11 protein-coding genes are annotated in these 13,527 nt (G+C 62.3%); 6 read left to right on the forward strand and 5 right to left on the reverse strand.

The annotated features are described in order from the left end of the window. Positions 1 to 44: 44 nt before the first annotated feature. From QA643_RS11500 to QA643_RS11520, 5 genes are all read right to left on the reverse strand, one after another. Positions 45 to 752, reverse strand: coding sequence for a substrate-binding domain-containing protein (locus QA643_RS11500; protein ID WP_283033275.1), 708 nt, complete (start codon positions 750 to 752; stop codon positions 45 to 47). Beyond that, a complete protein-coding gene (locus QA643_RS11505) occupies positions 752 to 2,890 on the reverse strand; it encodes a molybdopterin cofactor-binding domain-containing protein (protein WP_283033276.1) in 2,139 nt (712 codons plus the stop codon). The genes QA643_RS11500 and QA643_RS11505 overlap by 1 nt, the downstream gene beginning before the upstream one ends. Continuing rightward, positions 2,887 to 3,360, reverse strand: a complete 474-nt coding sequence (locus QA643_RS11510; protein ID WP_283033277.1) for a (2Fe-2S)-binding protein — start codon at positions 3,358 to 3,360, stop codon at positions 2,887 to 2,889. The genes QA643_RS11505 and QA643_RS11510 overlap by 4 nt, the downstream gene beginning before the upstream one ends. 27 nt (positions 3,361 to 3,387) lie before the next feature. Then, positions 3,388 to 4,344: a tripartite tricarboxylate transporter substrate binding protein gene (locus QA643_RS11515; protein ID WP_283033278.1), complete on the reverse strand. Its 957-nt coding sequence runs from the start codon at positions 4,342 to 4,344 to the stop codon at positions 3,388 to 3,390. Positions 4,345 to 4,470: 126 nt separating this feature from the next. Further along, entirely contained in the window at positions 4,471 to 4,851 is a 381-nt protein-coding gene (locus QA643_RS11520; RefSeq protein ID WP_283033279.1) for a DUF2158 domain-containing protein, read from the reverse strand. Between the two features lie 228 nt (positions 4,852 to 5,079). Between QA643_RS11520 and QA643_RS11525 the strand changes: the two genes are divergently transcribed. The 6 genes from QA643_RS11525 (at position 5,080) to QA643_RS11550 (ending at position 13,522) form a co-directional block, all read left to right on the forward strand. Then, the gene (locus QA643_RS11525) at positions 5,080 to 6,147 is read left to right on the forward strand and encodes an extracellular solute-binding protein (RefSeq protein ID WP_283033280.1); all 1,068 of its coding nucleotides are present in this window, start codon (positions 5,080 to 5,082) and stop codon (positions 6,145 to 6,147) included. Between the two features lie 17 nt (positions 6,148 to 6,164). Continuing rightward, entirely contained in the window at positions 6,165 to 7,526 is a 1,362-nt protein-coding gene (locus tag QA643_RS11530; RefSeq protein WP_283033281.1) for an MmgE/PrpD family protein, read from the forward strand. Positions 7,527 to 7,532: 6 nt separating this feature from the next. Beyond that, on the forward strand, positions 7,533 to 8,285 hold the full coding sequence (gene fabG / locus QA643_RS11535) for a 3-oxoacyl-ACP reductase FabG (protein ID WP_283033282.1): 753 nt from the start codon (positions 7,533 to 7,535) through the stop codon (positions 8,283 to 8,285). 83 nt (positions 8,286 to 8,368) lie between these two features. Beyond that, the gene (locus QA643_RS11540; protein WP_283033283.1) at positions 8,369 to 10,465 is read left to right on the forward strand and encodes a molybdopterin oxidoreductase family protein; all 2,097 of its coding nucleotides are present in this window, start codon (positions 8,369 to 8,371) and stop codon (positions 10,463 to 10,465) included. A 72-nt stretch (positions 10,466 to 10,537) separates the two neighbouring features. Further along, entirely contained in the window at positions 10,538 to 11,320 is a 783-nt protein-coding gene (locus QA643_RS11545; protein WP_283033284.1) for an enoyl-CoA hydratase/isomerase family protein, read from the forward strand. Between the two features lie 240 nt (positions 11,321 to 11,560). Then, positions 11,561 to 13,522 (forward strand): acyltransferase family protein, encoded by a 1,962-nt coding sequence (locus QA643_RS11550; protein WP_283033285.1) that lies wholly within the window; start codon positions 11,561 to 11,563, stop codon positions 13,520 to 13,522. Positions 13,523 to 13,527 lie beyond the last annotated feature (5 nt).

The raw sequence follows: 13,527 nt of genomic DNA on the forward strand, positions 1-13,527 counted from the left end.
AATCGAGCCCTGCAGAGCGCCATCCACCAGTTGATCCGGCGACACTAGCTCCGGCCGCCGATGAAACCGGCGCGCGTCCGCTGCTCTCCTTGTCCGGCACCGGTCAACAGCTCGATGAGGTACTGGGCTTGGCGCGGGTGGACGGCGGTAGTCGTGATACCTGCCGTGTACATGGTGGCGAGCTCGCAGCCCGTCGGCAGAGAACCAGACAGGTCGACGCCTTTGGTGCTGATGATCTCGGTCGATTGCGTGCACCCGATCGGACGCTGAGCCTTGGACGCCGCCAGTTCTCGCATCGCGGTCGCTCCATTTGGGAAAATCCGGAGCCGGCCGGCAACTTGCTCGGCGATGCCGAGTTGCCGAAGGACTTTTGCAACATGAATACCGGCCGTCGAGGTTCCGGTATCCGGCACAAAGATCGCGTCGGCCGACAACAAGACTTCACGCAGCTCTGCGGCATCCCTGACGCTGGCCGGAGGATCACCGGTTCGGACAGCAAGGGCCGTTTCGACCAGGCCGACGTCGGTTATCGATGCAGAAACCGCCAGCTTCTCCTGCGCAAGTTTGGCGAGGAGCGCCGCGGTCAGGATGACGATGTCAGCTGGTGTGCTCTGGCGCAATTTGTCGGCCATGACACCGACTGCGCCGAACTCGCCCGCAATGTCGAAGCCGGTAAAGGCTTTGAAGGCCGGCGTCAGGCTGGTGACGAGGCCCTGCGCCGCTCCGCCGCTCAGGATGTTCAGGCTGCTCATCAAGTCAATTCCATCGCCGCGATGATCCTGTCCCGTGTGATCGGCAAATTGCGGACGCGCACACCGAGCGCGTCGAACACCGCATTGGCAATGGCCGCCGTAACCGGGCCATGGGCGGCCTCACCGGCGCCGACCGGATCCATATCGGGCCGCTGGATCAATTCGACATCGACATCAGGCACTTCGCTGAAGCGCAGAATCGGATATTCCGTCCAGTTTGTGCTGGTGATGCGCTGCCGGTCGAAGCGGACGCGTTCCTTCAGCACCCAGCTCGTCGCCTGAATGGCGCCGCCTTCGATCTGGTTGATGACCCCGTCTGGGTTGATCGCTTCGCCGACGTCGACGGCCAGCGTCAGTTTCCTGACGCTGATGTCCTCCGCGCCCTCGATCTCGGCGATAACAGCGCAATAGGCGCCGGTGTTCTTGTAGCGTCCGAAGCCGACGCCGTACCCAATCCCGGGCCTTTTTTCGGGCTTCCACCCGGCGCGCGCAGCGGCGGCACGGATGACATCCTTGGCCCGCTCGTCCCGCAAGTGGCGCAGCCGGAACGCGACCGGATCCTCGCCGCGCTCGGCCGCGATTTCATCGAGCATGGATTCAATGGCGAACACATTGCCCTGTCCGCCCAGCGTCCGCAGCGCGGAGGTGCGAACCGGCATTGTCGTCAGACGATGGCTTTCGATATGCCAGGATGGAAAATCATAGAGCGGGATCGCGTTACGATCGCCGCCTCCGCCATTGGCCTGCGGCGGATTGGTCGAAATCATCCGGGGAAACGGGTTCTCCAACTCGAACGCGGCGAGTAGGGCGGGCTGTGCCGCGCGCCCCGGCCGCGCCGCATGGCCGTTGCTCCAGATCGAATGCCGCCAGCCGATGATCTCACCCTGCGCGTCGAGATCGGCCTCGACCTCGATCGCCATCGCCGCGCCAAACGGCGCATCCGACATTTCGCCCTGCCGCGACCATTGCGCCCGCACGGGCCGGCCGCCGGCGCCTTTGGCGAGCAGCACGGCATCGAGCGCAACGTCGTCGGCGGCATTGTGTCCGTAGCAGCCCGCGCCTTCCATATGCTCGACGGTGATGTTTTCGACGGGAAGCTTGAGAACGATCGCAAGGTCAGCGCGCAGCAGATAGACGCCCTGGCTGTGGGTCCAGACATGGACGCGGTCGCCGGTCCATTGTGCAATCGCACAGGACGGCGCGATCGATGCATGCGCAATATAGGGACGGGTATATTGTCGCCGGATGGTCCGTGTCGCCGCGCCGGGCGATGCGGCGGCCTTCGTGGCGATGATTGTGGATTCGCACGGCTGCGCTTTGAGGAAATTGGCGAGATCGTTTTCGTCCGGCAGCGGCTCGCCCTCGGACCACGTCGTGCCCTTGCGCAGTGCAGCGAGTGCTGCCTCCGCATCATGCTCGGTTTCGGCAACCACCCCCGCAAAACTACCGTCGCGTACGACCGCGACCAAGCCGTCCGCCGAACGCGCACCATCCTCGTTCAACCCGACTAATTTCGCGCGCGCGTTCTCCGGGCGCAGCACGCGGCCATGCAGCATTTCCGCTAATGCCTGGTCATGGATGAAGCGCGGCCGTGCAAATACCTTGTCCGGAATGTCGATGCGCGGAATGGAACTGCCCGCTACCGTCCGGCGCGCGGCGACCTTCGGCTTGACGCCCGGCGTCGCGTCGCGGTCGAGCGAGACCTCCCCGGCAAGCTCCCAGTAGCTCGTCGTGACGTTGCCCGGTCCTGAAATGGTGCCGTCCTCGATGTCGAGCGCATCGATATCGACTCCAAGCCGTTCCGCGGCCTGCTGCAGGAAGATCTGGCGGGCTTCGGCGCAGGCATGACGCAGCGCGCGGCCGGATTGCTGGATGGAAAGGCTGCCCGACGTGACACCCTCGTTGGGGCTGGCGGCGGTTGACGCGCGGACCATCTGCACGCGAGACGGAGCGACATCGAGCTCTTCCGCGGCGATCTGCGCCAGGGCCGTCACGATGCCTTGTCCGATCTCGACCTTTCCGGGCGAGATCGCTACTTGTCCATCGCTCGAGAATTTAAGCCACGCCGAAAGTCGCGGATTCGCTGCGAGGCTTACCGGCAGGGCAGGCGGAGAGCGAGCTGGCGCCTGCTGGCTCATGGTGCCGCCGCCATTTCTTGCGCGGCGCGGAGCACCGCCCGCACCATGCGGTTGTGCGAGCCGCAACGGCAGAGGTTGCGGTCGAGCGCTTCCTTCACTTCGCGGCTCGTCGGTGACGGGTTTCGCTTCAACAGCGCCGCGGCGCTCATCAGGATGCCGGAGACGCAATAGCCGCATTGCAAGGCCTGCTCGGCGATGAAGGCACGCTGCAGCGGGTGCGGCCGCTCGCTCGTTCCCAGCCCTTCGATGGTGGTGACATCCTTGTCCGCCACCGACCATAACGGCGTATCGCAGGCGGAGACCGCGCGATCGCCGACGATCACATTGCAGGCGCCGCACTCGCCGGCACCGCAGCCGAAATGCGGTCCGGTCATGCCGAGCTGCCCTCGCAGAATATCCAGCAATGAGCGGTCGGGATCGGCGTCAATTTCCAGCTCGACGCCGTTGAGGCGAATTCGAACGCTTGGCATCGCGGGCAGGCCTTCTCTTGCGGCTTCTTATTGCGGCGGCTTGTCGAACTTCTTGACTACCTCCGCCCACTTCACGATGTCGTCGCGGAGGAATTTGTCGAATTCGGCTGCGCTCATTGACATAGGCACGACGCCCTGCTGGGACCATAGTTTTATGATGTCAGGCCGTTTCACGATGTCGTTCACGGCCGCGTTGAGTTTGTCGATGATTGGCTTTGGCGTGCCCGCGGGCGCCATCAAGCCGAGCCAGATGGTGGCCTCATAACCGGGAACGCCGGCCTCGATCACGGTCGGAGCATTGGGAAGCACGGTCGAACGGATCTTGCCCGTCGTCGCCAGCGCGCGCACCTGATTTTCAGCGATGTTAGGTGCCATTGCCGGAAGCGCGTCGATCATCATCTGAACCTGGCCGCCGATCACGCCACTGCGTGCCTCGCCGCTGTTGCGATAGGGCACATGCAGCACATCGACGCCGGCCATGGCTTTGAACAGCTCGCCCGCCATGTGATACGGCGTGCCCTGGCCCGACGAGGCGTAGTTCAATTTCCCCGGCTGCGATTTGGCAAGCGCAACGAATTCCTGCAGGGTCTTGGCCTGCACGGAAGGATGAACCACGATGACGAGGTCGGAGTAGTTCACCGGCGCGATCGGCGCGAGGTCGCGCATCAGTTCATATTTGCGCTGCGGGACCAGCGATTCATTCGCGGTCTGCGTGTTCGACATCATCAGCAGCGTATAGCCGTCGGGCGGCGACTTCACCGCCTCCTGCGTGCCGATCACGCCGCCGGCGCCGGTGCGGTTTTCGACCACGAACGGTTGGCCGAAGCTTTCCTGCAGAATGCTGCCGATCTGGCGAGCGGTGACGTCGGCCGGTCCCCCGGCGCCGAACGGAACGATCACCTTCACGGGACGCGACGGGTAATCCTGCGCGAGGCACGGCGTCACAAACAGCGCCAGCACGAGCGCAAGCCTCAGGCCCCTCATTTCCATCTCCCTGTCCTGGTCTGTCTGCCAGTTTAGGGATCAAGTCTAGCCGCTAAGCGGGGGCCCTTAAAGCCCGCAAACCGTGCGGGCCATGCGGCGGCGCCTATACCAAGGACGGATATCCGGTCAGTGCGTGTGTTTCGGAAGTTCAGCGCTTGCCGCGCCCTTGTGCCGCTTCGGTGCTGCCTTCGTCGGCTCGACCTGCTCGGGACGATCGGGCGGCGTGTTCATCGCGCCAGCCATGCTATCCAGCGCGACCGCGTATTCCTCTGCTGTCGCCGGAGAAGCCTCGCCTGACGGGCCTGCCGGAGGCACTTCGTGCGGATTGGCCAGCTCGAGAGCTCCAGGCTCGAAGCGGAAGCGCTCGAGCTTTTGCCCGACGAACCACGCGCAGACCACGCCGGTGACCTTGCCGTCGTCAAAGATGCTTGTGTTGACGGCATCGACCGTCATGGTCGGTCCGCCGGATTTGAGCACCACAAGGTCGCCTGACTTGAAAACGGTCATGGCCGGATTCCCTGGAAACTCGGGCGAATCAGACGCGGTTGCAGTGCAACGATAGCAAATCGCCATTCTGGTTTCATCCCTTGGTAGAAGCCATCGCCCGGCGCACCGCGCTCGGCGGTCGGCGCGCTGTCCGCCATGACCTGCCAGCCATGGACAGCCGCCGATCCATGGGAATAATGGATGGGCGTATGGGGTACTCAACTTCGCCAACAGCGCGGGGAACGACAAATGAAACACCCAGGGATTTCGCGCCGCCATGTACTGGCAGGCGCCGGCGCCGTTTTCGCAGGCGCAGCATTCTCCACCCGCGTGATGGCGGCTGCGCCGCCGCCGGAAGCGGTGACACCGGCGCTGATCGAGGCGGCGAAGAAGGAAGGCAAGGTCATCTACTACACCTCGACCGATCTGCCGGTCGCGGAGAAGCTGGCGAAAGCCTTCGAGGCGAAATATCCGGGCATCGCGGTGCGGGTCGAGCGCACCGGTGCGGAGCGCGTGTTCCAGCGCATCGGCCAGGAATATTCCAGCAACATCCACGCCGTCGACGTGGTCAACTCGTCGGACGCGGCGCATTTCATCGTCTGGAAGCGCGAGGGCATCCTGGCGCCCTTTGTGCCGGAGGAGGTCGCAAAATACTATCCGGCCGAGCACAAGGATCCTGACGGCCAGTTTGCGAGCTTTCGCGTCTGGCTCAGCATCATCGCTTACAACACCAACCTCGTGAAGGCCGAAGACGCGCCGAAGAGCTTTGCCGATCTGCTCGATCCCAAATGGAAGGGCAAGATCGTCAAGGCGCATCCGGGTTACAGCGGCACCATCATGACCGCGACCTACCAGATGCAGCGCGATCTCGGCTGGAGCTATTTTGAAAAGCTCGCCAAGCAGAACATCATGCAGGTGCAGTCATCCGCCGATCCGCCGAAGAAGCTCGATCTCGGCGAGAGGGCGGTGATGGCCGACGGCAACGAATACAACATCTTCCAGATGAAGGAGGCCGGCCGTCCGGTCGAGCCGGTTTATGCCACGGAGGGCTCGCCGCTGATCATCGGGCCCAACGGCATTTTCAAGGATGCCCCCAATCCGAACGCGGCAAGGCTGTTTCAGTCGTTCAGTCTGAGCCGGGAGGCCCAGCAACTCATCATCGACGTCGGCGGCCTCCGCTCGGTCCATTCTCAAACCGTCGAGAAGGCAGGGCGCACACCACTCAAGGACATCAAGACTATGAAGGACGACGCGGCGGCGGTTGAGAAGGAGAGCGAGGCCATCAAGGCGCGCTACACGAAGATCTTCCGCGTTTGACCGGCATGGCTTCTGGATTGCCCAGAATTTCGGTCGCCGAGACGCTGGCCGAAAGGATCGCCGCGCTCCACTCCGGCGCCTTGCCGGCGCCGACCGTGCGGAAGTGCGAGGACCTCTTGATCGACGTGGTCGGCCTCTGCGTCACCGCGCGCAACGAGGATTACGTCAAAAGCGCGCTAACCGGCTGTGATGACGATGGTCCATGCACGGCGATCGGGCATCAGCGCATGCTGAATGCCGCGGGAGCCGCTTTCGTCAACGGCACGGCCGCGCATGGCGAGGATTTCGACGACACCTTTGAAGGCGGCCCGGTGCATGCTGGGGCCGTGGTTGTACCGGCGGTGCTCGCCGCCTGCGAGCGGCACAATCCGGATGGTCGCATGGCGCTGATCGGGATCGCTGTCGGCACCGAAGTGCTGTGTCGTTTGAGTCTCGTGGTGCCGAAAGCCGTTCACAAGGCAGGATTCCATCCGACGGCGATTTTCGGCGCAATGGGGGCAGCCGCTGGTGTCGGTGCGGCCCTTGGCCTCCATGCTCGGCAGATCGTCGATGCGCTCGGCATCGCCGGCAGCATGGCCGGCGGCATCATCGAATATCTTGCCGAGGGCGCGTGGACCAAACGGCTGCATGCCGGATGGGCGGCCCAATCGGGGATCCGCGCGGCGCTATTGGCACGGGCAGGGTTCGTTGGACCACGCACGGTGTTCGAAGGGGGGCACGGCCTGTTCCATGGCTTCGCGCACACCACGAAAGGCGACTACGACGCGCTGACCGACGATTTCGGCACGCGTTGGGTGACCGATACGCTGGCTTTCAAGCCCTATCCATGCGGGACCATGGCGCAGCCCTACATCGATTGTGCGCGTCGGCTGGCCGCGCGCGGCATCAAGCCGGAGGATGTCGTCGAGATCGTCTGCGAGGTCGCGGAGGGGACCGTGCACCGCCTCTGGGAGCCGCTTGCCGACAAGCAGCGCCCGCCCAACGGCTATGCCGCCAAGTTCGCCGTGCCTTACCTGTTGGCCGCCGGATTCGTGCATGGCGGCGTCGGGCTCGGTGCGTTCACGGAAAGTGCTGTCAGTGATGAACGCGTGCTCGCGCTCGCCGCCAAGGTCAAATTCGTGATCGATCCGGACAATCCTTATCCCAACAATTACACCGGCCACATCCGCGCCAGCCTCCGGGATGGCAGCGTGGTCGAGGAGCGGCAGCCCTATCTGCGGGGCGGCGCGCAGGAGCCGCTGACCCGGCAGGACGTGATCGACAAGTTCAGGCTCAACGCAGCACATGGCGGCTGGAATGCCGGGCAGAGCGATACGGCGCTGCAACTGCTGGCCGGTCTATATGATGGACGCATCGATCTAACCTCATTGCGTGGATAGCGCCTCATGATGAAAGAACTCTCAGGTAAAGTTGCCATCGTCACCGGCGCGGGCCGCAATATCGGCCGCGCGATCGCACTGACGCTGGCGGAAGGCGGTGCTTCCGTAGTGGTGAACGCGCGCAGCAACCGCACTGAAGCGGAAGCCGTCGCCCACGAGATCGAGGCCGCAGGCGGCGAGGCGCTGGTTCATATCGGCGACGTGGCCGACGTCGCAGCTGTGCAGGCAATGGCCGATGCTGCGGCAAAACAATTCGGTGGCATCGACATCCTTATCAACAACGCTGCGCTGCGGCGCGAAAAGCCATTCGCTGAGATGGATTATGCGGCATGGCGCGAAATCCTCGACGTGACGCTCGATGGAACGTTCCACTGCGTCAAGGCCTGCCTGCCGGCCCTGCGCAAGGCGGGCGGCGGGACCATCGTCAACATTGGTGGCCTCAGCGCGCATACGGGAGCGAAGAATCGCGCGCATGTCGTGACGGCGAAGGCCGGCATCATCGGCTTCACCCGCGCGCTGGCGCACGACCTGGCCGACGACGGCATTACCGTGAATTGCGTGGTTCCCGGCCTGATCGGCACACCGCGGCCGAACGACAAGCCCGAGCCGGCGCATCATCTCACTCATCAAACCATCACTGGCAATCGAGGCCTGCCGGAAGATGTTGCTGCAACTGTACGTTTCCTTTGCGGCCCCGGCGCGCGCTACATCAATGGCCAGGCGATCCACGCCAATGGTGGCGCCTATCTGGGCGCCTGATGCATGGCTAGAGGCCGTTTTTGCAGGTGCACGGCCGGACAAAGGCTCTCGGCGGCCGCCGCGTTTGATGTTACCTAAAACGCATGAACCAGCATGCCAAGATCGATATCCGCCACTCCACCTGTCCGCACGATTGTCCGTCGGCCTGCGCGCTCGACGTCGAGGTGATCGAGGGCCGCTCGATCGGCCGCGTCCGCGGTTCCAAGGTACAGACTTATACGGCGGGCGTAGTCTGCGCCAAGGTCGCGCGCTATGCCGAGCGCATTCACCATCCCGACCGGCTGCTCTATCCGATGCGCCGCACTGGACCGAAAGGCTCCGGCCAGTTCGCGCGGATTTCCTGGGATGATGCGCTCGATGAAATAGCCGCACGGTTCGATCAGGCCGAGCGCGAATTCGGCGCTCAATCTGTCTGGCCCTATTACTACGCCGGCACCATGGGGCTCGTTATGCGCGACGGCATCAATCGCCTCGCGCATGTGAAGAAGTATTCGCGCTTCTATTCGACGATCTGCGCCAATATCGCGCGCGTCGGCTTCTCCATTGGCACGGGCAAGATCGCCGGCGTCGATCCGCGCGAAATGGGCGTCTCGGATCTCGTCGTGATCTGGGGCACCAATCCGGTGAATACCCAGGTCAACGTGATGACGCATGCCTCGCGCGCCCGCAAGGAGCGCGGCGCAAAAATCGCGGCGATCGACATCTACAACAACGACACCATGAGGCAGGCCGACATCAAGATCCTGCTCCGGCCCGGCACCGACGGCGCCTTTGCCTGCGGCGTCATGCATGTGTTGTTCCGCGAGGGCTATGCGGATCGCGCCTATATGGATCGCTACACCGATTGCCCCGATGAGCTCGAGGCGCATCTCAAGACCCGCACGCCGGAATGGGCCTCGCGGATTTCGGGCGTGCCGGTCGACGAGATCGAGGCGTTCGCGCGGGCTGTCGGCCAGACCAAGCGAACGTTCTTCCGCCTCGGCTACGGCTTCACCCGCAGCCGCAACGGCGCGGCGCAGATGCATGCGGCGCTTTGCGTCCCCGCGGTGACCGGCGCCTGGCAGTACGAAGGCGGCGGAGCTTTCTTCAACAATGCCGGGATCTGGCGGTTCGACGAATCCATCATCGAGGGGCACGACGCGATCGATCCGACGACCCGCTGGCTCGACCAGTCCAAGATCGGGCGCATTCTGACCGGGGACGCCGAAGCGCTGAAGGGCGGTGGCCCGGTCAAGGCGATGTTGATCCAGAATACCAATCCGGTGACGGTGGCGCCCGAACAGGCGCTGGTGCGTCAGGGGTTTGCGCGCGAAGACCTATTCGTGGTGGTGCACGAGCAGTTCATGACCGAGACGGCCGCCATGGCCGACGTCGTGCTTCCCGCCACGATGTTCATGGAGCACGACGATCTCTACTATGGCGGCGGCCATCAGCACATCTCAGTCGGCGCAAAGCTGATCGATCCACCCGGCGAGTGCCGTTCCAATCATGAAGTGCTGCAAGGCCTCGGGCGCCGCCTGGGCGCCATGCATCCCGGATTTGAGATGACGCCGCGCGAGCTGATCGACGCAACGCTGAAGAAGAGCGGCCACGGCGACATCGAAACGCTGGAAGCGGATCTGTGGCGCGATATCCAGCCGGATTTTCGCACCTCGCACTATCTCGACGGCTTTGCGCATGCCGACAAGAAGTTCCATTTCAAGGCCGACTGGGCCAATCCGCCGTTCGGCAAGCCGGGGCTCGGCCCGTGGTCAGAGATGCCGTCGCTGCCTGATCACTGGACGATCATCGAGGAAGCGGACGACAAGCATCCATTCCGTCTCGCAACGTCTCCGTCGCGCAGCTATCTCAACACCAGCTTCAACGAAACGCCGGGATCGCAGGCGCGCGAGGGCGCACCGACGGTGATGATGCATCCGGAAGACGCCGCGAGCCTCTCGATCGCCGATGGCGATGCCGTGACGCTCGGCAATATGCGCGGCGAGACCACGCTGACGGCGAAATTATTCGACGGCGTGCGGCGCGGCGTGCTGATTGCCGAGTCCATCCATCCGAACAAGGCCCATATCGGCGGCCGCGGCATCAACATGCTGACCGGCGCCGAAGCGGTGGCTCCCGTCGGCGGCGCGGCGTTTCATGACAACAAGGTCTGGATGAGGAAGGCCGCACCGGCGATCTAATTCCCGCTTGCAGTCCTCCGCTATCCTGCCGCAAATGCTCAGAGATCAAGGACAGATAGGGCGAGCGGAACAATGACCGACACAAGCAGCGTGGTACGCGAGAAGCGCGGACAGGCGTATTGGATCACTATCAACCGGCCTGACAAGCGCAACGCCATCAACACCGACGTGGTCGCCGGTATCGCCCGTGGCTATCGCGAAGCGCATGACGACAAGGATGTCCGCGTCATCGTGCTGACGGGGGCGGGTGACAAGGCGTTTTGCGCCGGGGCGGATCTGCAGAACAGCGGCGCTGCCTTTGCGATGGATTTTTCCAGGCCGAACGTCGACTACGCCGACCTGCTGCGGTTGTCGCAGGACGCCACCAAACCCGCGATCGCGAGGGTGGGGGGCGTCTGCATGGCCGGCGGCATGGGCCTCCTGTGCATGACCGACATGGCGGTCGCCGCCGATCACGTGGTGTTCGGTTTGCCCGAGGTGAAGGTCGGCGTGTTCCCGATGCAAGTGTTGAGCCTCCTGCAGTCGATCGCGCCAAAGCGGCTGGTCAGCGAGTGGGCGCTGACCGGCGAGCCGTTTGACGCGCATGCCGCCAAGGAAGCAGGCCTGCTGAACTACGTCGTGCCGGCGGCCGAGCTCGATGCCAAGGTGGATTGGCTGGTCAGCCGCATCGTCGACAAGTCTCCGACGGCTATCCGTCGCGGCAAATATGCGATGCGGGCGATCGCCTCGATGTCGTTCGACGAGAGCATCGCCTACACCGAAGGCCAGATCGCATTGCTGGCGATGACGGAAGACGCCAAGGAAGGCCTTAGGGCGTTCAGTGAAAAACGGAAGCCTTCGTGGACGGGGAGGTAGCCAACTTGCAGTTCGCAGTGGGAGCCTTGATCAGCTAAACTTACAACGCGGCGGACGGATTCGGTAAAGGTCCATCCCAAAAGCGGAGGCCGGGTCGAAGGTGAATGAATGATCGTCGAGCTTCAGAATCGCCTTCCATTTCAATCGTTTGCCCGTGATTCATATTCTAATCTTGTCATAGGGTTGCTCGGATTGGCCGTCTGGTGTTAGAGGCTTCGGCGGATGGGGGGCACGTCCGTAATGAATCGCCTAGTCTATCGTCCAGACATCGACGGTCTCCGGGCCATCGCAATCGGCACAGTCGTGCTGTATCATGCGTTCCCTGGCGCTCTGCCTGGCGGTTTCATTGGGGTTGACGTCTTCTTCGTCATCTCAGGGTTCCTTATCTCGGGTATCGTCTTTGCCGAGATGGAAGCCAATCGCTTCTCTTTTCTGCAATTCTATGTCCGCAGAATATGCCGCATTTTCCCGGCTCTGGCGCTGGTTCTTAGCCTGACATGCGCGGTTGGCTGGCTGTGGCTATTACCAAATGACTGGCTTCGTCTGGGCCAGGAAGTACGCGGCGGCGCGTTCTTTTTCGCCAACTTCGTCTTCATGAATCAGGCAGGGTATTTCGATCAGGCCTCGATTCAGAAGCCACTGCTGCACCTATGGTCTCTGGCGATAGAAGAGCAGTTCTATTTTGCCTGGCCGCTGGCCGTGTTCCTCGTCTACTGGCGCACGCGCGCCTTGAGCGCCCTCATATGGATCGGCCTGATCGCTTCGTTCGTCCTTAACATTGCGCAAGTTGCTGGCAAACCTGTCTCGACATTCTACATGCCGACGACAAGAGCGTGGGAATTGCTCGTCGGTTGCCTGATTGCCTACCGCGCACAGTTTCACAAGAGCATGACATCGATGGTTTTCGACGTCATCGAGAGCGTTATCTCGCGCGAGGTCCGCGCCGTGTTAGGCTTGGCCTTGATTGCTTGGGCTGCAGCGCTTTTTGACAGCCATCAACTCTTCCCCGGATGGCGCGCTCTATTTCCAGTTCTAGGCGCCGCCTTACTTATTTCTGCCGGTCCAAAGGCGACGGTAAACCGTATTCTCTTGGCCAACCGCGCGGCGGTTTTCCTCGGCCTAATCAGTTATCCCTTGTATCTTTGGCATTGGCCGGTCTTGTCGTTCGCCACGATCTACAAAGGCAGCGCTCTCGGCGACAGCGAAACTTGGTTGCTCGTGTTCCTCGCAGTCGCCTGCTCGATAGCCACTTTCTATCTCATCGAACGCCCTATTCGTTTCGGCCGGCCGCAAGTTCGGCGAGCAGCAGCAGCGGGTCTGGCAACATTATGTGCGTCATTGGGCCTTACAGGGCACCTGATCGCTTTGGACAACGTGCGATCAAACGCCCACCGGTTCCAAGTGGACCGCATCGTTGACGCTTCTAGCGAATGGTCTTACCCAACCGATGATCTCACCGCCGAAGCTGTTCGCGGCCATGTGCTTCGAAAATACAAGGGCACGAACGGTCCAAACGCTGTTCTCTTCTTCGGGGACAGCAATATGGAGATGTACTGGCCTCGCGTTCAGGCCCTTGCATCGCATAGCGAGACAGCTAGCCAAAGCTCCATCTACTTCCTCACCTACGGCGGATGCCCACCGATCCCCGACGTTACAGAGGTTCTACATCCGTATTGCGCTGGCCTCGTGGATGCGGCCAAGGCTATCGTGCAAAACAAAAACATCAAGACCGTCGTGCTCGGCGCACATTGGTGGGGCTATCTAGGATCGACATCAGTTTACCGGTACAAGGATCAGAGATTAGCGACACCTGCGGGACGGACTGCTGCGATAGACGCTTTGGCAGCAATGACAAAATCGATGATTGCCGACGGTCGGACTGTCTATGCAATCATGAACATCCCTTTTGCAGCATCTATGCACCCCATAAGCATGGTTCGGCGACACCTGACCTCGTTCGATATTGTCCCGACCGCGATTTCTTTGTCGAGTCAAGATGAAGGTCTTTCGGTCACGGCCCTCCTTCGCAAAGCGCTTGAGCAAGCTGGCGCTAAGATCATTGATCCGCTGTCCAATCTCTGCCCTGGTGGTAACTGCCCCACAGTCACCGACGATGGAGACCCAATTTACAGAGACGCCATGCACCTCAGGCCAAAATACGTCAGGTCAAGCGTTTCTTACATCGACCAAGTGTTGGATTAGGTCAT

The organism is Bradyrhizobium sp. CB3481 (assembly GCF_029714305.1).
GTDB lineage: Bacteria > Pseudomonadota > Alphaproteobacteria > Rhizobiales > Xanthobacteraceae > Bradyrhizobium.

Bases quoted from the DNA above. Each gene is read 5' to 3' on its own strand.
- QA643_RS11500 (WP_283033275.1), bottom strand. From the start codon at position 752: ATGAGCAGCCTGAACATCCTGAGCGGCGGAGCGGCGCAGGGCCTCGTC.
- QA643_RS11505 (WP_283033276.1), bottom strand. From the start codon at position 2,890: ATGAGCCAGCAGGCGCCAGCTCGCTCTCCGCCTGCCCTGCCGGTAAGC.
- QA643_RS11510 (WP_283033277.1), bottom strand. From the start codon at position 3,360: ATGCCAAGCGTTCGAATTCGCCTCAACGGCGTCGAGCTGGAAATTGAC.
- QA643_RS11515 (WP_283033278.1), bottom strand. From the start codon at position 4,344: ATGAGGGGCCTGAGGCTTGCGCTCGTGCTGGCGCTGTTTGTGACGCCG.
- QA643_RS11520 (WP_283033279.1), bottom strand. From the start codon at position 4,851: ATGACCGTTTTCAAGTCAGGCGACCTTGTGGTGCTCAAATCCGGCGGA.
- QA643_RS11525 (WP_283033280.1), top strand. From the start codon at position 5,080: ATGAAACACCCAGGGATTTCGCGCCGCCATGTACTGGCAGGCGCCGGC.
- fabG (WP_283033282.1), top strand. From the start codon at position 7,533: ATGATGAAAGAACTCTCAGGTAAAGTTGCCATCGTCACCGGCGCGGGC.
- QA643_RS11540 (WP_283033283.1), top strand. From the start codon at position 8,369: ATGAACCAGCATGCCAAGATCGATATCCGCCACTCCACCTGTCCGCAC.
- QA643_RS11545 (WP_283033284.1), top strand. From the start codon at position 10,538: ATGACCGACACAAGCAGCGTGGTACGCGAGAAGCGCGGACAGGCGTAT.
- QA643_RS11550 (WP_283033285.1), top strand. From the start codon at position 11,561: ATGAATCGCCTAGTCTATCGTCCAGACATCGACGGTCTCCGGGCCATC.